The organism is Pseudooceanicola marinus (assembly GCF_020177265.1).
Lineage (GTDB): Bacteria > Pseudomonadota > Alphaproteobacteria > Rhodobacterales > Rhodobacteraceae > Pseudooceanicola > Pseudooceanicola marinus_A.
The window spans coordinates 46,618-71,464 of record NZ_JAIVMC010000002.1 but is presented as its reverse complement, the minus strand read 5'-3'; the positions used below and the strand labels follow the sequence as shown (position 1 = coordinate 71,464).

Below are 24,847 nucleotides of genomic sequence, written 5' to 3'. Positions count from 1 at the left end.
CCGCGCGGCCGCTCCTGCTTCATCCACCGTCCTGCGGGGGGTCCATGAACTATTCCGAGAACATCGCCAGCGCCCCGGTCTCCGTCGATCCGATCCTGCGGCTCGATGGCATCACCAAGACCTTCCCCGGCGTGCGCGCCCTGGGCGACGTCGAACTGGCGCTCTACCCCGGCCAGGTGACCGCCCTGGTGGGCGAGAACGGCGCGGGCAAGTCGACGCTGGTGAAAATCCTGACCGGCATCTACCAGCCCGACGCCGGCACGATCACCGTCGACGGGCAACCGACCCGCTTTCCCACCGCCACCGCCGCCGCAGCGGCGGGCGTGACGGCGATCCACCAGGAAACCGTGCTGTTTGATGAGCTGACGGTGGCCGAGAACATCTTCCTGGGCCATGCGCCCCGGGGCCGGTTCGGCCTGATCGACTGGGCCACCATGACCGCCCGCGCGCAGGAGATCCTGACCCGCATCGGCGCCCAGATCGACCCGAAGACGGTGCTCCGCGAGCTTGGCATCGCGTCGAAGCACCTTGTGGCCATCGCCCGCGCCCTGTCGGTCGACGCCCGCGTCGTCGTCATGGACGAACCCACCGCCGCGCTGTCCGCCGCCGAGATCGAGGAGCTCTACGAGCTGGTCGACCGGCTGAAGGCCGAGGGCAAGGCGATCCTGTTCATTTCCCACAAGTTCGACGAGATCTTCCGCATCGCTGACCGCTACACCGTCTTCCGCGACGGCGAGATGGTGGATGCCGGGCTGATCGCCGAGGTGACCGAGAACCAACTGGTCGAGAAGATGGTCGGCCGCGCCGTCGATACGATCTTCCCCGAGCGCCACAGCACACCGGGCGAGGAGGTGCTGACCGTCTCCGGCTATTCCCACCCGACCGAGTTCGCCGACATCGGATTCACCCTGCGCCGGGGCGAGATCCTGGGCTTCTACGGGCTGGTCGGCGCCGGGCGGTCCGAGTTCATGCAGGCGCTGTTCGGGGTGACGAAGCCCGCGAAGGGGGCCTGCCGCATCGACGGGCATATCGCCGTGATCCGCTCCCCTGCCGAGGCCATCGAGAAGGGCATCGTCTATGTCCCCGAGGACCGGGGCGCGCAGGGGGCCGTGACGGCCATGCCGATCTTCCAGAACGTCACGCTGCCCTCGCTGAAGACCACCTCTAAGGAGGGCTTCACCCGCATGGCCGAGGAATTCGCCCTGGCCCGCAGCTATACCGAACGGCTGGACCTGCGCGCCGCCTCGCTCGACCAGAACGTGGGCGAACTGTCGGGCGGCAACCAGCAGAAGGTGGTGATCGCCAAGTGGCTGGCCACCAAGCCCAAGGTCATCATCCTCGACGAGCCCACCAAGGGCATCGACGTGGGGTCCAAGGCGGCGGTGCATGAATTCATGGCCGAACTGGCCGCCGAGGGGCTGTCGGTCATCATGGTCAGCTCCGAGATCCCCGAGATCCTGGGCATGTCCGACCGGGTGATCGTGATGCGCGAGGGGCGCATCGAGGCGGAATACGACCGCGAGGGGCTGACGCCCGAAAAACTGGTGCGCGCCGCGGCCGGTTACGACGGAGGGGAGGCGGCATGATCCGCGACTTCATCAAATCGCGCGAGGCGATCCTGGTCGCCGCGCTCATCGCCCTGGTGTTGGTGGTGGAAAGCCGGTTCTCGGGCTTTGCCGCGCCGGGCAACCTGGCCTCGGTGTTCAACGACACCTCGATCCTGATCATCCTGGCGCTTGGCCAGACGCTGGTGATCCTGACGCGTTGCATCGACCTGTCGCTGGCGTCGAACCTGGCGCTGACCGGCATGGTCACGGCGATGATCAACGCCGCCATGCCCGGCGTGCCGGTGGCCGCCCTGATCGCCATTGCCATCGCGCTTGGCGTCATCATGGGCATGTTCAACGGCATCCTGGTGTGGAAATTGGACATCCCGCCCATCGTGGTGACCCTGGGCACGCTGACCATCTACCGCGGGCTGATCTTCCTGATCTCGGGTGGCGAATGGGTCAACAGTCACGAGATGGGCGCGGCCTACAAGGCGGTGCCGCGCTTCGAGCTGTTGGGTCTGCCGGTGCTGTCGTGGATCGCCATCGCCGTGATCGCGGGCTTTGCCGTGCTGGTGAACCGCTCGGCCCTGGGCCGCGCCTTCTACGCCGTGGGCGGCAACCCCCATGCCGCCGTCTACACCGGCATCGACGTGGGCAAGACCCGCTTCGCGGCCTTCACCATCGCCGGCGGTCTGGCCGGGCTTTGCGGTTACCTCTGGGTGTCGCGCTACGCCGTGGCCTACGTGGATGTCGCCGGCGGGTTCGAGCTGGACGTCGTGGCCGCCTGCGTCATCGGCGGCATCTCCATCGCCGGAGGCCTCGGCACGGTGACCGGCGCGGTGCTGGGGGCGCTCTTCCTCGGCACGATCAAGAACGCCCTGCCCGTCGCCGGCATCTCGCCCTTCTGGCAGCTCGCCATCTCGGGCGCCGCGATCATCATCGCCGTGGCCTTCAACGCCCAAAGCAGCCGCAAGCAGGGCCGTATCATCCTGAAATCCGCGGAGCATGCGCAATGAGCCTGGCCGAAGACACCCGCACCCGCAGCCTGCCCGACCGCCTGCACGGGCGCGGCACCCGCATCCTGAAAAGCTGGGAACTGCTGCTTTTCGGGATCGCCGTGCTGATCTTTGTCGCCAACACCCAGGCCAGCCCCTATTTCCTGGATCCCTGGAACCTGTCGGACGCGACCTTCAACTTCACCGAGAAGGCGATGATCGGCTTCGCCATGGCGTTGCTCATCATCTCGGGCGAGATCGACCTGAGCGTGGCGGGCATCATCGCCCTGGCTTCCACCGCCATGGGCTGGGCCCTGCAATTCGGGGTGGGCACGCCCGGGCTCGTCGCCATCGGCCTGGCCGTCGGCCTGCTCTGCGGGGCGTTCAACGGCGTGCTGGTGACCCGGCTGGGCCTGCCATCCATCGTCGTGACGATCGGCACCATGAGCCTCTTTCGCGGCATCAGCTACATCGTGCTGGGCGACCAGGCCTTCAACGGCTACCCTGACAGCTTCGCCTGGTTCGGACGCGGCTATGTCTTCTGGGTGATCTCCTTCGAGCTGGTGCTGTTTGCCGCCTTCGCCGCGATCTACGCCCTGGTGCTGCACAAGACGAACTTCGGCCGGCACGTCTATACCATCGGCAACAACCCCACGGCGGCACGGTTTTCCGGCATCCGGGTGGAGCGGGTGAAGATGATCCTCTTCCTGCTCACCGGCCTGATGTCCGGCATCGCCGCGATCTGCCTGACCGCCCGGCTGGGCTCCACCCGCCCCTCCATCGCCTATGCCTGGGAGCTGGAGGTGGTGACCATGGTCGTCCTGGGCGGCGTGTCGATCCTGGGCGGCTCCGGCTCCATCCTGGGCGTGGTCATCGCGGCACTGGTCATGGGCATGGTCACCTTCGGCCTGGGCCTGCTGAACGTGCCGGGCATCGTCATGTCGATCTTCATCGGCGCGCTGCTGATCGGCGTGATCGCCATCCCCCGCCTGGTCGCGAAACTGCGGAGGACGTGATGGAGAAGATCGCCTTTCGCATGACCCTGCGCCCCGGGATGGCCGCGGAATACCAGCGCCGCCATGACGAGATCTGGCCCGAACTGGTGGCGCTGCTGCGCGATGCCGGGGTGCAGGATTACTCGATCCACCTCGACCCGGAGACAAACGCGCTCTTCGCCGTGCTCTGGCGGGCCGAGGGGCATGGCATGGACGACCTGCCCGGCCATCCGGTGATGCAGAAATGGTGGGCCTACATGGGTGACATCATGGAAACGAACCCGGACAATTCGCCGAAGTCGGTGGACCTGCGGACGGTCTTTCACCTGCCATGACAGAGCCTGCCACCCAGCTGCGCCACATCGCCGTCCTCGACGTGGGCAAGACCAACGCCAAGCTGGCGCTCGTCGATGCCGCCAGCCTGCGCGAAATCGCGGTCGAGACGCGGCCCAACATCGTGCGACCAGGGCCGCCCTGGCCGCATTTCGACCTCGACGGGCACTGGACCTTCTTCCTGGACGGGCTGGCCCGTTTCCACGCCGCCCATGGCATCGACGCGATCTCTGTCACGACCCACGGCGCGGCGGCGGTGCTGCTGGATGCCAATGGCGAACTGGCGGCGCCCATGCTGGATTACGAACACGACGGACCGGACAGCCTGCGCGCCGACTATGACGCGCTGCGCCCCGATTTCGCCGAAACCGGATCACCCCGGCTGCCGGCGGGGCTGAACCTGGGTGCGCAGCTGCACTGGATGCTGCGCAGCGACCCAGGGCTGGACGCACTCCTGGCCCATGTCGTCACCTATCCGCAGTACTGGGGCTTCCGCCTGACCGGCGCGCTGGCCAGCGACGTGACCTCCCTTGGCTGCCACACCGACCTCTGGGACCCTTGGCGCGGGCAGCCCTCGGCCCTGGTGGACCGGCTCGGCCTGACGGGCCGCCTCGCCCCGCCGAAACGCGCGACCGAGATCCTGGGCACCGTCACGCCCGAGGTCGCCCGGCAGACCGGGCTCTCGACCGCGACGCCGGTGGTGACGGGCATCCACGACAGCAACGCCTCGCTCTACCCGCATATCCTGTCGGAGGCCCCGCCCTTCTCCGTCGTCTCGACGGGCACCTGGGTCGTCGCCATGGCCGTCGGCGGCGCCCCCGTCACGCTGGACCCGTCGCGCGACACGCTGGTCAACGTGAACGCCTTGGGGGCGCCCGTGCCCTCCGCCCGCTTCATGGGGGGACGGGAATACGAGATCGTCCGCGACGGCTGCGAAGCCGTGCCCACCGAGGACGACAGGCGCGCCGTGCTGCGCCGTGGCCTGCGGCTGTTGCCGGGGATCGAGCGTGGCTCGGGGCCCTTCGCCGGACGGGCGGGCGGCTGGGAGGGCACACCCGAAACGGCGGGAGAGAAGATGCTTGCCCTGTCGTGGTACCTCGCCCTGATGACCGACACCTGCCTGGGCCTTGCCGGCGCTGCAGGGCCGGTCATCATCGAGGGGCCCTTCGCGCGCAATGCCGATTACCTCGACATGCTGGCGGCGCTGCGGCCCGAGGGCGTACGCTCGATGACCTCGGCCACGGGCACAAGCATCGGGGCGGCCCTGCTCTTCGCCGAGGGCCGCGGGGCAACTGGCGGCGACGCCGTAGCCTTGTCCGACGCCGCCGCGCTGCAAGGCTATGCCGCCGAGTGGCGGCGCGCGCTTGACCAGACCGCGGACGGACGGGCCCGGGTGACGACAGCAGGGTAGCGCCGCCTGCGCCCCAGGGGATCGGGGCCGGGCACGCCGGCTTGCCGCATACCACGCGTGGGGACGCTCCCCTGTCCTCGGTGCTTGCCCATGGGGCCTGCCACCGCTAAACCCCGGCGAAACCGGCGGAGGCTTTCCATGAACATTCTCATCCTCGGCGGCGGTGGCCGCGAACATGCGCTGGCCTGGGCCGTGCTGCAGAACCCGAAATGCGACAAGCTGATCGTGGCGCCGGGCAACGCCGGGATCGCGAACATCGCGGAATGCGCCGACCTCGACATTCTGAACGGTGGCGCGGTGACCGAGTTCGTCCAGGACAACGCCATCGACTTCGTCATCATCGGCCCCGAGGCGCCCCTGGCCGCCGGCGTGGCCGACCGCCTGCGCGAGGCGGGCGTGCTGGTCTTCGGCCCCAGCCAGGCCGCGGCGCAGCTGGAGGCCTCCAAGGGGTTCACCAAGGCGGTCTGCGATGCCGCCGGCGCGCCGACCGCCGCCTATGCCCGCTTCGATGAGGCCGAGGCCGCCAAAGACTACATCCGCCAGCAGGGCGCGCCCATCGTCGTCAAGGCCGACGGGCTGGCCGCCGGCAAGGGCGTGATCGTCGCCATGACCGAGGCGGAGGCCCTGGCCGCCATCGACGACATGTTCGGCGGCGAGTTCGGTGCCGCGGGCGCCGAGGTGGTGATCGAGGAGTTCATGGAGGGCGAAGAGGCCTCCTACTTCATCCTCTGCGACGGCGAGGATGCCCTGCCGATCGGCACCGCCCAGGACCACAAGCGCGTGGGCGAAGGCGACGAGGGCCCCAACACCGGTGGCATGGGCGCCTATTCGCCCGCCCCCGTGCTGACCGACGCCATCGCCGAGCGCGCCATGGAAGAGATCATCCGCCCGACTCTGGCCGAGATGGCGAAGCGCGGCACGCCCTACCAGGGCGTCCTTTATGCCGGGTTCATGATCAAGGACGGCCAGGCGCGGCTGGTGGAATACAACTGCCGCTTCGGCGACCCGGAATGCCAGGTGCTGATGATGCGCCTGGGCGGCCAGGCGCTGGACCTGATGCAGGCCGCTGCCGAAGGCCGCCTGGCGGAGGCCAAGGTCAACTGGGCAGACGACCACGCCATGACCGTGGTCATGGCCGCCAAGGGCTATCCCGGCGCCTACCGGAAGGGCACCGAGATCAAGGGGCTGGACGCCCTGCCCGAGACCGCGTCGCAATACTGCTTCCACGCCGGCACCCGCAGCGACGGCGGTCGCGTGCTGGCCAATGGCGGACGTGTCCTGAACCTGACGGCGCGCGGCGCCACCCTGGCCGAGGCACGGGACCGGGCCTATGCTATGGCCGATGCTCTGGACTGGTCCGACGGGTTCCTGCGGCGCGACATCGGCTGGCGCATCCTGGACTGATCTCCCCCGTTCAGGGGAGAGTCGGCGGCGCGCGCTACGGCGCGCAGCGCGCTGCGCCGCTTCAAACCCCTTATTTTCAAGGCGGAAATGCGGCAACTTTATGGCATTTCCACCGGAGTGTAGCAGCCGCGACGCGCTTTTGCGGCTGCCATGCAGGCCCAGGCAAGTTTTCTTGCGCGACTCACCCTTTCGGCTACCCTTCGGCCGCATGATCGCTGCTGCCGCACCTTCGGAGGACCAGACGCATGTGTTTCGCCCAGCCAAGCTGCGGCGGATGCAACGCTGGTCGCTGCGCGGCGACAGGCTGACCGGGCCCGGCGGCTCGGTCGCGTTGCGCAGCGTGCAGCACCTGACGCTGGTGCAAATGCGCAGCGGCGGCATGCGGATGATGCGCGTCGATCTGGAGACTGGCAGCCAGATCGCCCGATTGCAGATCACCACCTCGGCCCGCCGGCGACGCGAGGATCCCGACCACGCCGCCTTCCTGGCCCTGCTGTCAGAGGTGTCCGAGCGACTGGCCGAGGTACGGCCCGGGCTGACCTACCGGATGGAGGAAACCGGGCGGGCGCGGCTGGCCTTCTTCCTGATCGGGGCGGCGGCCCTGCTGGTCGGCGTGGCCCTGACGCTGCTTCTGGGGGTCGCCTTCCAGCATCAGCCCCGGTTCTTCCTGATGGCCCTGCCGGGTCTTCTGGCCATCAAGGTTGCGGGGGCCGTCGCCGTCTGGCGGTTCTGGCCCTTCCGGCACCCGGAAGAATACCCCATCGCCACCCTGCCCTTCATCCTGTGGACCCTGGGCGGTCCGCGCCCGGCGCGCCTGCCCGAGGGGCAGGACCTGCCGGAGGCGCTCGGCAAGCTGGGCTAGGCCCGGGCGCTGTCAGTCACAGGCCGCGAGGGCCGCATCCAGGCTGTCCGGCCCGAGATAGGGACCGAGGCCGCGGCGGGTGATCTGGCCGCTTTTCGTCAGGCGCAGGGCCAGCACCGACTGCCAGTCCGCGTCGGCCAGGATCATCTCGGGGCCCGTGCCGCAATCCCGCAGCCCCCCGGGGATATGCGCCCAGCCGATGCGATGATTGCTGACGCCCGGGGACTGCGCGACCGCGCTCAGGGTCCGGGCGGCCGGATCGTAGCGCCAGATCCGCAGCGTCTTGGCGAGGTGCGGACGGTCGACATAGGCGATCTCGACCCGCCCGTCCCCGTCCAGATCCGCGGCGCCCAGCGGGGCCAGCCAGCGAAAGGCCTGCCCGATGGCGGGTGTTGCGGTTATCCGTCCCTCGGCGTTCCAGACGGCCAGTCGCGCGCCCCGGCTCCGGTGGCTTTCCACCACGATCACCTCCGGCGCGCCGTCGTCATCGAGGTCCGACAGCCGGGGCGCCACGTCTTCGAAGACCAGCGAGGGATCGAGGGTGAAGCGACGCGTCACCTCACCGGGGAGCGTCAGCTCAAGGGTGCCATATTCAATCTCGTCCCCCAGAACCCCGTGCGCGTATCGCGTGGTGGGATCCGCATAGCGGGCCGAGAGGATCTGTGACACCGCCTGCGCGGGCGCATCCGGCGCAGGCCACAGCAGCGCGGCGGCCAGGGACAGCAGCGCGGCCCGACGCACGCCCCTGCCCCGGCGCCACGCGCGGGCCATCAGATCTGCCGCTCGGGCATGGTGACCACCAGCCCGTCCAGCGCCTCGGTCACCTTGATCTGGCAGGTCAGGCGCGAGCGGACGGGATCGGGCTCATAGGCGAAATCCAGCATGTCCTCTTCCATCTCGTCGCGCTCGGGCAGCTTTTCGACCCAGTCGGCGGAGACATAGACATGGCAGGTGGAACAGGCACAGGCGCCGCCGCAATCGGCCTCGATCCCCGGCACGCCGTTGTCGCGGGCACCTTCCATCACGGTCAGCCCCGGCTTCACCTCGACCACATGCTCGGTCCCGTCGTGTTCGATATAGGTGATCTTCGCCATTGCCGCGTCTCTCCTGTTCTGAGGGCCTGCCGCGCGCGGCGACGCCTGCGCGGGCGGCCCGGACATCTTCCCCGTGTCCTAGCCGCCAGCCCCGCCCCAGACCAGCCTTTTTCCAACGCCGGGACAGCTGCCCGGCAGTCGGGCCGGGGCGTGGGCCCGCCTGCGACCAACAGGCAGGCTTCCGGGGGGGCGGCAAAGCGACTAGGATGCCGCGAAAGAGGCAAAGCAGCAGACCCCGAGAGGCATGACAGAGCCAGGCCGTGACCTTGCGACACCGCCCCCCGGGGCCCGCCCGACGGCGCGCCTGCGCGCGGCCGTGGCGCGCGGCTGCGCTGCTCTGACGCTGGTGGCGCTGGCGGCGGCCTGTCAGCCCGTGCTGCCCGAGTTTCCCACCCTTGGCACGCCGGAGATCACCCGCATCTATGACCGACCGCCCCCCGGATCGGATCCGCGCGACTGCTGGGGCAAGGAGGTACAGCCGGCGGTGGTCGAAACCGTGACACGCCAGATCATGCTGCAACCGGCCCAGGTCCACAGCGACGGGCGGGTCGACCAGCCGGCGGTCTACAAGACCGAAACCCGGCAGGAGATCGTCCGTGAACGGCGCGAGATCTGGTTCCGCGTCCCCTGCGACGAGGCGATGACGCCCGCCTTCATCGCCTCGGTGCAGCGCGCCCTGGCCGTGCGCGGACACTACAACGGCCCGGTCAACGGCGAGATGTCGTCGCGCACCCGCCGCGCCATCCGAGCCTACCAGGCGCCCCAGGGTCTGGACAGCGGGATCCTGTCGCTGGCCGCCGCCCGCCAGATGGGCCTGGCGGAACTGGATATTGCGCCGGAGGACTGAGCGACCCCTGGCCGGACATGCATAAGGGGCGCCCGCAGGCGCCCCTTTGTCTTCTCTGAGGTCCGGAAGACCTGCGATCAGTCCTCGGACAGCGGCAGCGCGACGAAGCGCGGGTCGCCCTGGCGACGGATCAGCAGCAGGATGGACTTCCGCCCTGCCTCCTCGGCGACCGAAATCTGCTCTTCCAGCTCGGCCACGGTGGAGATCTTCTGCTGGCCCGCATCGGTGATCAGATCACCCGCGCGCACGCCCTTCTCGTAGGCTTCGGCCATCTCGTCGACATCGGTGACCACGAGGCCGTCAATGTCCTGGCCCAGATCGAGCTGCTGGCGCAGGTCGGGGGTCAGTTCGGACAGGGACATGCCCATCAGGTCGAGGACCTGCGGCTCTGCCTCGTCCTGGATCTCGGCCTCGGCCATGCCGCCTTCGGAGGTCTCGCGGCGGCCCAGGGTGACGCGCAGCGTTTCGGTATCGCCATTGCGCCAGACGGTGACGCGGACGGTCTTGCCGACCTCGGTGTTGCCCACTTGGCGCACCAGGGCGCGGGTGTCCTCGACCTCGACCCCGTCGAAGACGGTGATCACGTCACCCGATTCCATGCCGGCGTCCATCGCGGGACCTTCGGGCACGTCGGTGACCATCGCACCGGCAGCCTCTTCCAGGCCCATGGCCTCGGCCATGTCGGGGGTCACGTCCTGGATGCGCACGCCCAGCCAGCCACGACGGGTCTCGCCATACTGCTGCAGCTGGTCGACCACGCGGTTCACGACGTTCGACGCCATGGAGAAGCCGATACCGATCGAACCACCGTTGGGCGACAGGATCGCGGTGTTCACGCCGATCACCTCGCCGTCGGTGTTGAACAGCGGACCGCCGGAGTTGCCGCGGTTGATGGCGGCGTCAGTCTGGATGTAGTCGTCATAGGTGCCCGACAGCGCCCGGTTGCGCGCCGACACGATACCCGCGGAGACAGAGAAGCCCTGGCCCAGCGGGTTGCCCATGGCCACGACCCAGTCGCCCACGCGGGCGGTGTCGCTGTCGCCGAAGCTGACGAAGGGCAGCGGCTGATCCGCCTCGACCTTCAGCAGCGCGATGTCGGTCTTCGGATCGGTGCCCACCAGTTCCGCGTCGATCACATCGCCGTCGAAGAACTCGATCTGGATCTCGTCGGCGTTTTCGATGACGTGGTTGTTGGTGACGATGTAGCCGTCTTCCGAAATCACGAAACCGGAGCCGAGCGCCTGGCTGCGACGCGGACGCGGCTCGCCGCCGTCACCGCCGTTGCGATCCTGGAATTCACGGAAGAAATCCTCGAACGGAGATCCTTCGGGGACGATCGGCGACGGGCCGGTGCCCGCCGTCACGGTGGTGGAGGTGGTGATGTTCACCACGGCCGGGCTGATCTTTTCCGCCAGGTCGGCGAAGCTCTCGGGCAGCGCGCGGGCCGAGATGGCCTGTGCCAGCAGCAGTGCGACCGCCAGAAGACCCATCCACATGGCCCGCGCGGAGCGCACCGACAGGGTCCGAGCCTCTGCCATGGCGCCTCGATCCGCGGGGGATCGCAGGGCCTGTGCCTGTCTCATCATTCCCAATTCTCCTTCTTCTTGCTGAAGATGCCTCGGTGGCGCCCGGGGGAGCCGCCGTGTTTCTTGTTTCTAATGTAGGCCTGCCGCGCCGCAACACAAAGCCTATCGCGCCCCGTCAACAGGGTGTGAAAGCCGGGTGACAGTGCGCGGGGCCGCAACCACGTCCCGGACCCGCAGGGGCGCCGGGACAAAACACATGACTTTTCAATATATTGAACCCCGCTTTCCGGGTTTCAAGGGGCGCCTAGCATGTCCCCTGAGGGCGCCCGTGACAAATCACGTCACGCCCCGAGGGCATGTGCAAGCCAAAGCAGCACCAGCCCCGCGACCAGCGCCAGGGCGCCGATGCGGCGCCGGTCCACCTCGGCCAAGGTCGCCATGAAGGCCAGCAGGCGCTCCACGAAAGAAGGGGCCAGCACCCAGGCCAGCCCCTCCAGAAGAAACACCAGACCAAGGGCAAGACAGCCCGTGGCAAGCGCCTCGATGATCATTCGGTCGCGCTGTCGTCCAGCGGCATGGTCGAGGCGTTGCCCGCCTCACCTGCGCCGTTGTCCTCGGACGCCTCAGGCGCCTCGTCGGAGGTCTCCTCCGCGGGGGCGGCCTCCTCTTCGGTGTTTGCGTCCTCGCTGACCGTCCCCTCCTCAGAGGCGGCTGCCTCCGTGGCCTGCGCGGGCGACAGAGCCGCCCCGGAGGGATTGTTGGACTTCAGGTAGCTGAAGAACTCGCTGTCCGGGGACATGATCATGGTCGAGGTATTGCCCGCCAGGGCCGCGCGATAGGCGTCAAGCGAGCGGTAGAACTCGAAGAACTCCTCGTCGGCGCCATAGGCCTCGGCGAAGACCGCGTTGCGCCGCGCGTCGGCCTGACCACGGATGATGTCGGCCTCACGCTGTGCCTCGGACACGACCTCGACCCGCTGACGATCCGCGTTGGCGCGGATTTCCTGGGCGCGTTCGTTACCGCGGGCGATCTGGTCGGCCGCCTCACGTTCCCGCTCGGCCCGCATCCGGGCGAAGGTGGCGTCGAGGTTCTCGGCCGGCAGGTCGGTCCGCTTCAGGCGCACGTCGATGATCTCCAGGCCCAGAGACTGTGCCTCGTCGAAGGCACCGTCACGGATCCGCGCCATCAGCGCGGCCCGGTCGGCCGACAGGATCTCGTCCGAACGGACCGAACCCAGGATCTCCCGGGTCTGCGACCGCAGGATCGAGTCGATCCGCGACTCCGCCGCCGCGATGCCGCCCACGCCATTGGCCTGGCGGAACTGGCGCACGTCGGTGATGCGGTAGCGGGCGAAGGCGTCGACCACCAGGCGGCGGTCGTCCAGCGGGGTGACTTCCAGCGGGTCGATGTCGCGCGACAGGATACGGTCGTCGTAGTTCACGACTTCCTGGATCAGCGGGATCTTGAAGGCGAGCCCGGGCTCTTCCTTCACGTCGACCACGCGGCCGAACTGCAGGACCAGGGCCTTCTCGCGTTCATCGACGATGAACAACGAGGAGAAGCCCACCAGGCCCAGAACCACCACCAGGGGCAGAAGGATCGTTGTCTTTTTCATGATCTCTCTCCCTTACTGGTTCGACTGGCCGGCAGAGCCGGGCGCAAGCTGGTTCAGCGGCAGGTAGGGCAGCACGCCGGAACCAGCCTCGCCGTCGACGATCACCTTGTTCACGTCGCCCAGCACGTCTTCCATGGCTTCCAGGTACAGACGCTTGCGGGTCACCTCGGGGGCCTTGCGGTACTCGTCCAGCACGGCGGAGAACCGGCTGGCCTGACCTTCGGCCTCGTTGACGACCTGGGCGCGATAACCTTCGGCTTCCTGGCGCAGCTGCGCGGCCTGACCACGCGCTTCGGCAGTCACCCGGTTGGCATAGGCGTCGGCCTCGTTGGTCAGACGTTCGCGCTGCTGCTCGGCGGCCTGCACTTCGCGGAAGGCGTCGATGACCTCCGCCGGCGGGTCGGCCTTGTCGAAGTTGACGCGGATGACGTTCATGCCGGCGCCGTAGCTGTCCAGCGTCGACTGGATCAGGTCCTGCAGCCGCGAGGCGATGGCGCCACGATCCCGGTTGAGGATCGGCGACAGCTCGGACTGGGCGATGATCTCGCGCATGGCGGATTCGGACACGGCAGAAATCGTCATCTGCGGATCGCGCAGGTTGAACAGGAACTGCGCCGGATCGGTGATGTTCCACACGACTTGGAAGTCGATGTCGACGATGTTCTCGTCCCCGGTCAGCATCAGGCCCGCCTGTGCGCCACGACCACCGACGCCCACGTCGACGATGCGTTCGCGGGTCACCGCGATCACCTCATGCGTGACCAGCGGCCAGGGTGCGAAGTTCAGGCCCGGCTGGCCGGTCGAGGAATACTCGCCCAGGAACAGCTCGACCGATTGTTCGTCCGGCCGCACGGTATAGACGCTGGCGAAGAGCCAGCCGATGAAGGCCAGGATAAGGCCCAGGCCCACCATGGAGCGCGTGACCAGGGGACCACCGCCCCCCATGCCGCCACCGCCGCCGGACTGGCCGCCGCCGTTGCCGCGACCGCCCATCAGGACGCGCAGCTGGTCCTGGCCCTTGCGGACCAGTTCATCGATATCCGGAATATTCGGCTTGTCATCCCGACCGCCGCCGCCCTGGCCACCATTCTGGCCACCGCGGTTGCCGCCATTGCCTCCCGAGGGCGGTGTGGGTCGGCCGCCGCCGCCGCCGCCCCAGGGGCCGCCATTCTCTCCAGCCATTGTCTCCCCTTCTCAGTCAATATGCTTTGCCCCTAGCTGTGCAGCCGAGGCGTGAATTTCAAGTTTTCGCGACCACTTGCCGCCCTCAGCTGAGGGTACGGACCGGGTTGCGCATGGTCACCATCTCTTCCGCCGCGGTCGGGTGCACCGCCACGGTGCGGTCGAAATCTTCCTTGGTGGCCCCCATCTTTACGGCGATGCCGGCCATCTGGATCATCTCGCCCGCCGAGGGGCCGACGATGTGACAGCCCAGGACAGTGCGGCTGTGGGCGCCGACGATCAGCTTCATCAGGATCTTCTGCGCGGCACCGCCGGCGAAGCTCTGCTGCATCGGCTTGAAGGACGTGGCGTAGATTTCCAGCGGTTCCTTCACCGTGTCCCGCGCCTCTTCCTCGGAAAGGCCGATGGTGCCCATCTCGGGCTGGGTGAAGATCGCCGTGGGGATCAGCTCATGGTCCGGCTTCGTCGGGTTGCCCTTGAACACCGTCTCGACGAAGGCCATGCCTTCGCGGATCGCGACGGGGGTCAGCTGTACCCGGTCGGTCACGTCACCGATGGCCCAGATCGAGGGCACGCCGGTGTGGCTGAACTCGTCCACCACGACCTCGCCCTTCTTGCCCAGCGTCACGCCCGCCTCTTCCAGGCCCAGCCCTTCGGTGTTGGGCGCGCGCCCGGTGGCAAACAGCACCTGGTCGAAGGTGGCAGTGCCGCCGAGGGTGTCATGCACCAGGATGCCGTCGCCGGTCTTCTCCAGCTTCTCGACGTCGATGCCGGTCTTCAGGTCGATGCCGGCGATCTTCATCTCGTCCGCGATCAGGGTCCGGGCTTCCTCGTCGAAGCCGCGCAGCACCTGCAGGCCGCGGTAGTACTGGGTCACATGGCTGCCCAGCCCGTTGAGAACACCGGCAAATTCGCAGCCGATATAGCCACCGCCGACGATCAGGATCCGCTTGGGCAGCTCATCCACATGGAAGATGTCGTTCGACGTGATCCCCAGCTCGGCGCCCGGGATCTCGGGCTTCACCGGGCGGCCGCCGGTGGCGATCAGGATCGTCTTGGCGGTCTTGGTGGTGCCGTCGGCCAGACGCACGGTATGGGCATCGGCCAGGGTGGCGCGCTGATCGAACTTGTCGACGCCCGAGCCATCCAGCAGCTTCTGGTAGATGCCTTCCAGGCGGTCCAACTCGGCCTCCAGCTTCGGCTTGAAGACGCCCCAGTCGAAGCCGTTTTCGGTGATGTCCCAGCCATAGGCCTGGGCCTCGGCCGCCATGGTGCCGTAGCCGCTGGCGAAGACCATCAGCTTCTTCGGCACGCAGCCCCGGATCACGCAGGTGCCGCCATAGCGGCTTTCCTCGGCGATGGCGACCTTGGCGCCCGCTTCGCCGGCGGCCACGCGGGCCGCGCGCACGCCGCCCGATCCGGCGCCGATCACGAAGAGGTCATAGTCGAAGGTCGAGGGGGTATCGGATGCCATGGGCCGTTGTCCTTGCGTTGTACCGCACGCCCCTGGCGGCCGGGGGAGGACAGCCGGACCCGGGGCGCGGCGGGCCGGGCGGCCCGCTGCGGCTGGGAAATGTCAGTCGGAGAGATCCTTGAACAGGTTGTCCTCTTCCACGAAATCGAGGCGCGTGTCCTCGGTGGTACCATTGTTGATATCGCGGGTCTCGATCCGGCCGTCGCCGTGGCCGATCACCACCGTATCGCAGATATCGATGAAAAGGCCATTTTCAACCACGCCCGGAACCTGATTCAGCACCAGCGCCAGTTCGCGCGGGTTGCCGATGCGGTTCAGGTGCAGGTCGAGGATGTAGTTCCCCTCGTCGGAGATGAAGGGCGCATCGCCCTGCATCCGCAGGGTCACGTCACGGCCAAGCACGTCCATCGAGATCAGCATCTCTTCCACCAGCGCCTGGGTGGTGCGCCAGCCGAAGCGGATCACCTCGATCGGCAGGGGGAAGGCGCCCAGCGTCTCCACCTCCTTGGCGGCATCGGCGATGACCACCATGCGGTCGCTGGCCGTGGCCACAACCTTTTCCTGCAGATGCGCGCCGCCGCCGCCCTTGATCAGGTTCAGGTCGCCGTCGATCTCGTCGGCGCCGTCGATGGTCAGGTCCAGCCACTTCGCCTCTTCCAGAGACACCACCTTGATGCCGAGGCTCCGCGCCAGGTCCGCGGTGCGGGTCGAGGTGGGCACGCCGGTGATCTTCAGGCCTTCCTTGCGCACCCGTTCGCCCAGGCATTTCACCATCCAGGCGGCCGTGCTGCCGGTGCCCAGGCCGACACGCATGCCGTCCTCGACGAAATCGGTGGCCCTCTTCGCGGCCACGAACTTGGCCTTGTCGATGGGGGAAAGCTCTCCGCTCATCCTGCGTCTCCCGCTGTTTGTCCCGCTTATAGGAAGTTGGGGGCGCGGATGCGAGGGGGGATTCTGCCCCGTGAGCGAGGAAAAGGGCCCGCCGCGCGCCTATCGCGCCGCGGCGGAGCCCAGACGGTTCCGCCACGTCAGCCGACGGGCAGCGCCTTCGCACGGTCGCGCAGCTGGAACTTCTGGATCTTGCCGGTCGAGGTCTTGGGAAGTGGCCCGAAGACCACCGTCTTGGGCGCCTTGAAATGCGCCATGTGATCGCGGCAATAGGCGATGATGTCGGCGGCATCCACGTCAAGGCTCGGCTTCAGGTCGACGAAGGCGCAGGGGGTCTCGCCCCATTTCTCATCCGGCCGGGCGACCACCGCCGCCTCCAGCACCGCCGGGTGGCGATAGAGCACCTCCTCGATCTCCACCGAGGAGATGTTTTCGCCGCCCGAGATGATGATGTCCTTCAACCGGTCTTTCAGTTCCACATAGCCGTCGGGGTGCATCACCCCCAGGTCGCCTGTGGCGAACCAGCCGCCGCGGAAGGCCTCGGCCGTGGCCTTGGGGTTCTTCAGGTAGCCGCGCATGACGATATGGCCCTTCAGGAAGATCTCCCCGATGGTCTGGCCGTCCTGGGGCACCGGTGCCAGGCTTTCGGGATCGGCCACCATGATCTCGTTCAGGGCGATGTTGCCCACACCCTGGCGCGCCTTCATCTTCGCCCGCTGGTCGGGCGGCAGGCTGTCCCATTCGCCTTTCCAGGCACAGATCAGCGCGGGGCCGTAGACCTCGGTCAGCCCGTAGACATGGGTGACCTCCACGCCCATGGCCTCCATCGCCTGGATCACGGCGGCAGGCGGCGAGGCACCGGCGGTCATCACCTTCACCTCGTGGTCAAACTGCTTCAGCTCCGGGTTCTGGGCCAGCATGTTCAGCACGATCGGCGCGCCGCAGAAATGGGTGACCTTCTCCTGCGCGATCAGCTCGAAGATCGGCTCGGCCCGGACATGGCGCAGGCAGACGGAGGTGCCGGCATTGGCCGCCATCGCCCAGGGGAAGCACCAGCCGTTGCAATGGAACATCGGCAGCGTCCAGAGGTAGACCGAATGGGTCGGCATGTCCCAGGAATGGATCTGCGCCAGGGCGTTCAGATGTGCGCCGCGATGGTGATAGACGACGCCCTTGGGGTTGCCCGTGGTGCCGGAGGTGTAGTTCAGCGTGATCGCATCCCATTCGTCGCCCGGCGGCGCCCAGGCGAAGGTTGGATCCCCCTCGGCCAGCAGGGCCTCGTAGGTCAGCGCGCCGATGGGATCGGCCGGGCCATGCAGCGGGTCCTCGATGTCGACGATCAGCAGGTCACTGCGATGGCACATCGCCACCGCCTCCGCCGCGACAGGCGCAAACTCGGGGTCGACCATCAGCACCTTCGCCTCACCGTGGTCGAGGATGAAGGCGATGGCCTCGGCGTCCAGCCGGGTGTTGATGGCGTTCAGCACGGCGCCGATCATCGGCACGCCAAAGTGGGCCTCGAACAGCTCGGGGATATTGGCGGCGATCACCGCCACCGTGTCGCCACGCCCCAGGCCGCGACCGGCCAGGGCGGATCCCAGGCGGCGGCAGCGGGCGTAGGTTTCGGCCCAGTCCTGGCGGCGGTCGCCGTGCACCAGCGCGATGCGGTCAGGATAGACCCGCGCGCTGCGGTCCAGGAAGGTGATCGGGGTCAGCGGGGCATGGTTCGCCGCGCAAGCGTCCAGATCCACGTCGAAAATCGTGTTCATAGTCTCCTCCGGTGCCTGCCCCTCTCCACCGGCGCCGGCTGGCGCATCGGCCCCCGGGCAGACCTCTGAGCCGATATAGCCAGACAGAGGCCGACCTTGCCAACAGGTTAGCGTCAAAACCGGCGACGGATCGCGGAGGGAGACGCCGGCAGGCGCGGCGCCCCTGCCCCCCTGAGCGTCCGGCCCCGAAGCTCTGGCGGGCCGCGATCCGACAGAAATGTTATCAAAATTACAAAATGTAAGAAAACTTACATATGCAGCTGTCATGAGGGGCGACGGGTGCGGTTGCACCGACTCATTTCTGTCTGCCAGTCAACTTCAGGGACATCTTCATGCCTCTCTCTCCCCTTCCCCTTTCGCGCCGCGCCGGTCTGACGACCGGGCTGCGCGCCGCGCTTCTGGGTGGTGTCGCGGCCGTCGGCCTGCTGGCCGCCCCCGCCGCCCTTCAGGCGCAGGACGCCACCCCCGCCGGCACCATCCGCGTGCTGACGATGAACACCTGGAACGACCAGTTCCGCAACGACCTGGACGACCTGGCGCCGCTGTTCATCAACGGCGACTATGACGTCATCGCCCTGCAGGAACTGCGCAGCGATGCCTACCCGACCGGCCTGCAGAAGATCCTGCGCGACGCGGGCCTGGGCGAGTACGAATTCATCCGCCAGGGCGACAGCGGCATCCTCAGCCGGGTCGGCGGCGACTTCGACACCAACACCCTGGGCGACGCGGTGGCCTATCAGCACGCCCAGCTCGGCGGTGGCGCTCCCGAGACCGTCATCGGCTCGCTGCACCTCGACTACCGCGACCCCGCGGCCACCCGCCTGAACGAGGCGCATGGCATCACCGAATGGGCCCTGTCGACGAACCGCCCCGTCATCCTGACCGGCGACTGGAACGCCGGTGACGTTTCCGAACGTGGCCTCCACCGCGCCTCGCAGCAAAAGTTGATCCTGCAAAACTACCTGCGCAGCCACAACAGCTTCTACGGCACCCTGCTGGAGGAATACGCCGTCGATCCCGACGCCATGGCCGATTTCATCGACGCCCATGACGGTGAGAGCCTCAGCCTCGACCAGATCCCCGACGACCTGTTCGCGGATGAGATGTACCCGGTGGAAAACAACACCCCGGTCACGATGAACTACCTCAAGCGCAACTTCATCCTGTTGCAGACCGAGGCCGAGCGTGAACATTTCGCCCCGCATGAGTTGGGCGACGGCTCCGTCTCCTGGCCTTCGGCCGAGGAAGACCCCACCAACACTTGGCCCAGCTGGGACCGCGTGCGCATCGACCACTTCATCGCCTCGCGCCCCTTCGGCAAGTGGTTCGTCATCACCGATGACCCCGCCGACGCCTACACCGGCACCCTGGACCAGACCGACGTCCTGCCCAATGGCACCGCCTTCACCGACCACGAGGTCGTGGCCCATGACTTCCGCTGGGTCGGTCCGAAGCTGGAGCATGAAAACGAAGGCACCGAAGACGAACGCACCCGCCTGGTCTGGAGCGACGAGGCCACCACCTTCTCGGAAGGCAACGAGTTCTTCCTGACCCGCAACAACATGCGCACCGACGTCTACCTGGGCCAGGTCGCCGACGACAACGGCAACCCGACCCTGACCGGGCTGACCGAGGCCGAGAAGAAAACCCTGCTGGATTGCACCAGCGACGACCCGCGCCTGGCCCAGGCCATCGCGGATTACTGCATCGACGATCACAGCTTCATCGACGAGACGCTGGTGACCTCGGGCGGGACCGTCCTGGTCGAGGAAGACGCGGCCATGGGCGGCGCGGACGCCACCCTGCGCCTGTCGAACGGCGGCCTGGCCGTGCGCGGCACCGCCATGCAGAGCCTGTCGCGCGACGTGTCTCTGGAAGGCACCGGCGGTTGGATCGAGATCCGCGATGCCGAGGGCGCGGTCGATGCCGAGGGAGAGATCACCGGCACCGGCGCCCTGGCCAAGCGCGGCGCGGGCACGCTGATCCTGTCGGGCGACAACAGCTACACCGGCACCACCGATGTCGAGGCCGGCACGCTGGTCGTCAACGGCTCCACCGCCAGTTCCTCGCTGACCACGGTCATGAACGGCGCCCACCTGGGCGGCAACGGCACCACCGGCTCGGTCTCCGTCCTGTCGGGCGGCACCTTCGGCGCGGGCAACAGCATCGGCGCGCTGACCGTCGATGGCGATCTGACCTTCGCCAGCGGCTCCACCTTCGAGGTGGAGACGGACGAGGACGGCAATGCCGACACGGTTGCGGTGACAGGCCAGGTCGATATCCTGGGCGGCACCGCCCTGGTGATCGGTGAGGGCCTGAACTACGCGCCCGAGCTGTCGATGCAGATCCTGACCGCCGATGGCGGGCTGACGGGCACCTTCGATCAGGTCAATTCCACCCTGGCCTTCCTCGATGCCGATCTCGCCTACGGCAGCAACGCCCTGACCCTGCAACTGGCCCGCAACGACACCGCCTTCGACAGCGTGGCCGACACGGCCAACGGTCGCGCCGCCGCTGGCGGGATCGAAAGCCTGGGCTACGGCAATACGCTTTACAACAGCGTGGTGATGCTGGGCGAGGCCACTGCCTCCGCCGCCTTCAACAGCCTGTCGGGGGAACTGTACGCCGCCTCCGCCGGGGCCCTGGCGGGTCAAAGCGCCCTGGTCGGCGGCATCGCCGGCACGCAGCTGGACGCCGCGCTAGACCTGGCACCGGGCACCACCGGCTTCTGGCTGAAGGGCTACGGCGAGGATGCCGAGGTTGACGGCACCGGCGACCTGCGCGACCTGGACCGCAGCGCCACCGGCACCCTTCTGGGCGTCAACGGCATGCTGGAAAACGGCCTGACCCTGGGCGTGATGGCCGGTTTCGGCAGCTCCGAGGCCAGCCTCGATGGTCTGGCCGGCAAGGCCGACAGCGACGACACCCACTTCGGCCTGGTGGCAGGTCAGCGGTTCGGCCAGACGGCCCTGACCGGCGGCCTGCTCTACACTCGCAGCGACGTGTCGGTCTGGCGCGGCGCGGACTACGCGGGCACGACCGAGGTCCTGCGCGGCGGCTACACGGCCGACACAACCCAGGTCTTCGCCGAGCTGTCCCATGAGCTGGAGCTGGGCGGCACCCGCCTGACCCCCTTCGCCGGCCTGTCGCATATCGAGGTCGATGGCGGCACCGGCGCCGAGACGGGCGGCGACGCGGCCCTGGCGCTGCGTGGCATCGGCGCCTCCGCCAGCCTGGCCGAGCTGGGCCTGCGCGCCGAGCGCGCCCTGGGTCAGGGCACCACGCTGGGCGGCGAGCTGTCCTGGCGCCACGTCATGGATGGTGAACTGGGCAGCGCCGACATGGCCTTCGCCGGCGGCGACACCTTCCACGTGGAAGGCACCGGCCTGGCCGAGGACGTGGTGACCCTGGGCCTGAGCGCGGCCATCGCGATCAGCGACACCGCCAGCCTGTCGGTCGGCTACCAGGGCCGCTTCGGCGACCAGGGCAGCGCCAACGCGGTGACCGCCGGGGTCGGCCTGCGCTTCTGACGCGCCCCTTCCCTGAACGACCGGGCCGCGGCGGCAACGCCGCGGCCTTTTGTTGCAAGATCGAACCGCGCCCCTGTACACAGGCGGGGCGCAGCGCGGGCAAAGACGGATACGATGGACGGCACAGGATCAGACAAGAAAACCCAGCGGCAGGAACTGCTGATGGAGCAGCTGGCCCGGCAGCGGCATGTCTCGCTGGAGGAGGTCGCACGGCGGTTCTCGGTCACCACCCAGACCGCGCGCCGCGACATCATGGAGCTGGAGAAGCAGGGCCGCCTGCGTCGCCTACACGGCGGCGCCATGATCGCCGATGCCGTCGGCCCCGAGGAGCTGCGCCGGCGCCGCATCCGCAACGCCGAGGCGAAGGAGCGGATCGCGCGCCACGTCGCAGGCCTGGTGCCCGACGGCGCCTCGATCTTCCTCGACACCGGCACCACCTGCGAGGCCATCGCCCGCGCCCTGCTGGCCCGACGCAACCTGCGCGTGGTCAGCTACAGCCTGCGCATCGCCGCCTACCTGCGCGAGACCACGGATTTCACCATCGCCATCCCCGGCGGTTTCGTCCGCCAGGTCGACGGCGGCGTCTTTCAGGGCCAGGCTGACAGTTTCATCGCCGGGTTCAAGTTCGACCTGGGCATCCTGTCGGTTTCGGGCGTGGATGACGAGGGCGATCTGGGCGACGACGACAGCGCCGAGGTCGAGACCGTCCGCGCCGCCATCCGCCAGTCGGCCCGCGTGCTGCTGGCGGTGGACAGCAGCAAGTTCGGCCACCGCGGGCTGGTCCAGCTGGGCAGCCTGCGGGACGTCGATCTGCTGATCTCGGACGCCCCGCCCCCAGCCCCGATTGCCAGCCGCGCCGCGGCCTGTGGCGTCGACGTCGAAACCGTCTGAAGCCGAGCTCCCGCCGTCGAAATTGAAAGGCCCCGCGGCAGTTGCCAGCGGGGCCTTCTTGATTAGTTCAAAGCGGGGTGTGGCGTGCCACGCGACATGACCCACCAGCATATAAGAAACCTTTTCTTTTCAATGCTGAACGGTCTCTGCGGAACAGCTTTTTGCTATAAAATTTCATAATGAATGACCTTCACAGTCGACTTCGCTCCCTCTGCCACATGGAACGCGCGTTTATCACGTTAATTTGCGTGCGCCGATAAGGAAGATACGCAATACTCCACATAGGTTCCCCGCAGCGCCTCAACAGAAAATGCCAGACTAGATACGAGAGCGTTTCGGCCACTGCGGCGTGGGAGCCGCAAAAAAGTCAGAAGTGGCCATTCAAGCGAGCCTTAAATCGATTATGCTTGGAGCAGATTTGATAGAAGATTCCCCAACAGTTGAGCGTCGGAAGGCATTATATTTACATATACAGATAACCAAATCATGCGAAGGCAGCGCGTATTAGAACGCCATTTCTACACTTCTGCCGCTAGGCCAGTGCCTTGTATCAGCGCGTACTGAGACGCTTCTCCTCGCGCCCTTCTTTCGATAGCATCCACAATGGTCGAACGGGTGGTCCAACTGGCCTGACGGAATCCAACTCAAGCGCAGGACTGTCCGGATGCAGTGAACACTGCCAAGGCGTGCCCTGGATTGAAAAGACTTCCAGCCAACCAGGCTCGGGCACCAGGTTTCCCTCCCCCCGATGCCGCGCCGGTAGACGACAGCGGAAGTAAAGCGTGACCTCGTGGGGTACGGGTAGCCAGTTAACGTTATGCCATCCCGCCATCAGAAAGTGCGGATAGGCCTCTGTGGACGAAGCACGGAAGCCCGGGCTTCCGTGAATGCGTCCTTGCTCAAGGATGCAGACGGCTCGCTCCCAAGATGTCAAATGGATAAGGCTATGCCTCTCAGCCCCCTCGATCTCGGCCATGCCAGCCATCGGAATTATCATCGCCTCTCCGTGCGGTATATTGGCCTTGGCACTCGGCAAAAGGTAAGGCTGTTGAGAGCTGCAAACACCAGCTCAAATCAGCCCCTCGCACCCTGCGCAGCGCCAGGATACCCGCCGCAAATCTAACAGCGATATTCCACTTGCGCAACCGAGCGTCACCCGACAAGTTGCATGTGGAAGTCGATAGGAGCGTCTAGATTGGCCAAAAGAGACCCGAACAAAACTGCGCGCAACAGACGAGACAGGGAAATTACTTCCGATTTGGCTGCACTATGGCCGCGCGTCTCCAAAGATAGCGGATATGACAATCAGCAGTCATTCAACGCTTTGATCGGAGGCAAGGCCGCCACGTTCATTGACTTAAAGGAAAAGGTGATAAAGTCGGCAGATGAATATGTCTCTGAATATTTGAGTGGTTTCAAGAAGGCTCGAGAAAATGACGGCTGGACCGCTGGAGGCACGCCTTTCAGCGCCACAACCCTGAAGTCTAACCATCATACTTTAACCAACACCAAGGCGACAAAGAAATACTTCCTTCTCTTTCTGCAGAGGTCGTTCTTGCGTCATTATGATGAACTTGTCCGGACCCGGCCCTCTGCATCAGACTCTGAAATTTGGATAGGTCAAAACAATAGTGACTACGGAATCCTTATAACGCCGAGATTCAATAAAAATGGAGAATGGGAAAACGACAGAAGTGAAATCAGACACTTTCCCAATCTGTACTGGACGATCGGTCACGTTCTTACCACGGGGTTGGTAGTTCAGGGAGACCCCGCGCCAATCACTTTCGGCAACGTAGAGGACTACCTCAACTTTTTCACCAAAGTGCTAGTGCGACCCTCTGGATCCAAATATGAAAGAGAGATTGCAGCGCTCTACTGTGACTACGTCAAATCGCAGAAGAAACCGGAAGATGTCCCCCTCTTGATTCCAGAGCTTCGTTACCGAGGCAAAGAGAAGAAGCACAAGTATAGGCTCGATTTCTGTGTTATTGACCCTGTGACTCTAGAAAAAGTCGGCTTCGAAATGTCACCGTGGTCGACGCATGGCCTCATTGCGAGCACAGCTAAGAAGTCGCAAAAAGAGATAAATGCAGAAGCGCTGAAGAACTTTGAAAAAGAAGCTGGGAAATTGCGCGACTACTTTAGAAAGCACAGGATCACAACTCTTATATACACAGATGATCAGCTTTCTGACACGAGCAAAATATTTGACGAGATGTCGGTATATCTTGAGGGGGGCAACCAAGTGACCCAGCTAGAATTCAGTCTTATTGAGGAGTTTTTGTAGAAGCTGCAGTGGCGCGGAGATTTGCACCACGCGGGGAGCAAAGTGAACGATGTCGTGGCACTTAGCGCTTTCCTGAGGTCTTCTTCGAGTTTTGCTTCTCCGTGCTAATGAAACAGTACTTCGCAATCACATCGGCGACATCAATCTCTCGCCATCCAAGGCCGTGCTAAGATCGCCCCGTCCTGCGCGTT

General features: G+C 66.4%; 20 protein-coding genes. 11 read left to right on the top strand and 9 right to left on the bottom strand.

Translation table 11 applies throughout. The annotated features are described in order from the left end of the window. Positions 1 to 44 precede the first annotated feature (44 nt). From LC066_RS04750 to LC066_RS04720, 7 genes are all read left to right on the top strand, one after another. The gene (locus LC066_RS04750; RefSeq protein WP_222476373.1) at positions 45 to 1,586 is read left to right on the top strand and encodes a sugar ABC transporter ATP-binding protein; all 1,542 of its coding nucleotides are present in this window, start codon (positions 45 to 47) and stop codon (positions 1,584 to 1,586) included. Further along, positions 1,583 to 2,566, top strand: a complete 984-nt coding sequence (locus LC066_RS04745; protein WP_224896833.1) for an ABC transporter permease — start codon at positions 1,583 to 1,585, stop codon at positions 2,564 to 2,566. The genes LC066_RS04750 and LC066_RS04745 overlap by 4 nt, the downstream gene beginning before the upstream one ends. Continuing rightward, positions 2,563 to 3,561: an ABC transporter permease gene (locus tag LC066_RS04740; protein WP_224896831.1), complete on the top strand. Its 999-nt coding sequence runs from the start codon at positions 2,563 to 2,565 to the stop codon at positions 3,559 to 3,561. Before LC066_RS04745 ends, LC066_RS04740 begins: the two co-directional genes overlap by 4 nt. Beyond that, positions 3,561 to 3,875 (top strand): L-rhamnose mutarotase, encoded by a 315-nt coding sequence (gene rhaM, locus LC066_RS04735; protein ID WP_224896829.1) that lies wholly within the window; start codon positions 3,561 to 3,563, stop codon positions 3,873 to 3,875. Before LC066_RS04740 ends, rhaM begins: the two co-directional genes overlap by 1 nt. Next, entirely contained in the window at positions 3,872 to 5,284 is a 1,413-nt protein-coding gene (locus LC066_RS04730) for an FGGY-family carbohydrate kinase (RefSeq protein ID WP_224896827.1), read from the top strand. The genes rhaM and LC066_RS04730 overlap by 4 nt, the downstream gene beginning before the upstream one ends. 138 nt (positions 5,285 to 5,422) lie before the next feature. Beyond that, positions 5,423 to 6,688, top strand: coding sequence for a phosphoribosylamine--glycine ligase (gene purD / locus LC066_RS04725; RefSeq protein WP_224896825.1), 1,266 nt, complete (start codon positions 5,423 to 5,425; stop codon positions 6,686 to 6,688). Between the two features lie 274 nt (positions 6,689 to 6,962). Then, a complete protein-coding gene (locus LC066_RS04720; protein ID WP_224896823.1) occupies positions 6,963 to 7,550 on the top strand; it encodes a hypothetical protein in 588 nt (195 codons plus the stop codon). 12 nt (positions 7,551 to 7,562) lie between these two features. On the opposite strand, the gene LC066_RS04715 is transcribed toward LC066_RS04720, so the two are convergent. Both LC066_RS04715 and LC066_RS04710 read right to left on the bottom strand, forming a co-directional pair. After that, positions 7,563 to 8,321, bottom strand: a complete 759-nt coding sequence (locus tag LC066_RS04715) for an FG-GAP repeat domain-containing protein (protein ID WP_224896821.1) — start codon at positions 8,319 to 8,321, stop codon at positions 7,563 to 7,565. Continuing rightward, entirely contained in the window at positions 8,321 to 8,644 is a 324-nt protein-coding gene (locus LC066_RS04710) for a 2Fe-2S iron-sulfur cluster-binding protein (protein WP_222476360.1), read from the bottom strand. Before LC066_RS04710 ends, LC066_RS04715 begins: the two co-directional genes overlap by 1 nt. Positions 8,645 to 8,888: 244 nt before the next feature. On the opposite strand from LC066_RS04710, the gene LC066_RS04705 reads away from it, so the two are divergent. Then, positions 8,889 to 9,491 (top strand): peptidoglycan-binding domain-containing protein, encoded by a 603-nt coding sequence (locus tag LC066_RS04705; RefSeq protein WP_224896819.1) that lies wholly within the window; start codon positions 8,889 to 8,891, stop codon positions 9,489 to 9,491. A gap of 77 nt (positions 9,492 to 9,568) precedes the next feature. Here the strand turns inward: LC066_RS04705 and LC066_RS04700 are convergent, their stop codons facing one another. The 7 genes from LC066_RS04700 to LC066_RS04670 form a co-directional block, all read right to left on the bottom strand. Further along, the gene (locus LC066_RS04700; RefSeq protein WP_412103228.1) at positions 9,569 to 11,074 is read right to left on the bottom strand and encodes a Do family serine endopeptidase; all 1,506 of its coding nucleotides are present in this window, start codon (positions 11,072 to 11,074) and stop codon (positions 9,569 to 9,571) included. 284 nt (positions 11,075 to 11,358) lie between these two features. Beyond that, entirely contained in the window at positions 11,359 to 11,568 is a 210-nt protein-coding gene (locus LC066_RS04695) for a DUF2065 family protein (RefSeq protein ID WP_224896817.1), read from the bottom strand. Next, positions 11,565 to 12,632, bottom strand: coding sequence for a protease modulator HflC (hflC, locus tag LC066_RS04690; RefSeq protein ID WP_224896815.1), 1,068 nt, complete (start codon positions 12,630 to 12,632; stop codon positions 11,565 to 11,567). The genes LC066_RS04695 and hflC overlap by 4 nt, the downstream gene beginning before the upstream one ends. Positions 12,633 to 12,644: 12 nt before the next feature. Then, positions 12,645 to 13,814: an FtsH protease activity modulator HflK gene (gene hflK, locus LC066_RS04685; protein ID WP_224896813.1), complete on the bottom strand. Its 1,170-nt coding sequence runs from the start codon at positions 13,812 to 13,814 to the stop codon at positions 12,645 to 12,647. A gap of 85 nt (positions 13,815 to 13,899) precedes the next feature. Further along, the gene (gene gor / locus LC066_RS04680) at positions 13,900 to 15,288 is read right to left on the bottom strand and encodes a glutathione-disulfide reductase (protein WP_224896811.1); all 1,389 of its coding nucleotides are present in this window, start codon (positions 15,286 to 15,288) and stop codon (positions 13,900 to 13,902) included. A gap of 102 nt (positions 15,289 to 15,390) precedes the next feature. Further along, on the bottom strand, positions 15,391 to 16,179 hold the full coding sequence (gene rpiA / locus LC066_RS04675; RefSeq protein WP_224896809.1) for a ribose-5-phosphate isomerase RpiA: 789 nt from the start codon (positions 16,177 to 16,179) through the stop codon (positions 15,391 to 15,393). 137 nt (positions 16,180 to 16,316) lie between these two features. Then, positions 16,317 to 17,945 carry an acyl-CoA synthetase gene (locus LC066_RS04670; protein ID WP_224896807.1) on the bottom strand — a complete coding sequence of 543 codons (1,629 nt, stop codon included), beginning with the start codon at positions 17,943 to 17,945 and terminating at the stop codon, positions 16,317 to 16,319. 332 nt (positions 17,946 to 18,277) lie between these two features. Between LC066_RS04670 and LC066_RS04665 the strand changes: the two genes are divergently transcribed. The 3 genes from LC066_RS04665 (at position 18,278) to LC066_RS04655 (ending at position 24,656) form a co-directional block, all read left to right on the top strand. Then, entirely contained in the window at positions 18,278 to 21,475 is a 3,198-nt protein-coding gene (locus LC066_RS04665; protein WP_224896805.1) for an autotransporter domain-containing protein, read from the top strand. 114 nt (positions 21,476 to 21,589) lie between these two features. Then, complete coding sequence (locus tag LC066_RS04660; RefSeq protein WP_222476326.1) at positions 21,590 to 22,366, top strand: DeoR/GlpR family DNA-binding transcription regulator; 777 nt, start codon at positions 21,590 to 21,592, stop codon at positions 22,364 to 22,366. A 1,195-nt stretch (positions 22,367 to 23,561) separates the two neighbouring features. Then, positions 23,562 to 24,656: a topoisomerase II gene (locus tag LC066_RS04655; protein WP_224896803.1), complete on the top strand. Its 1,095-nt coding sequence runs from the start codon at positions 23,562 to 23,564 to the stop codon at positions 24,654 to 24,656. Positions 24,657 to 24,847 lie beyond the last annotated feature (191 nt).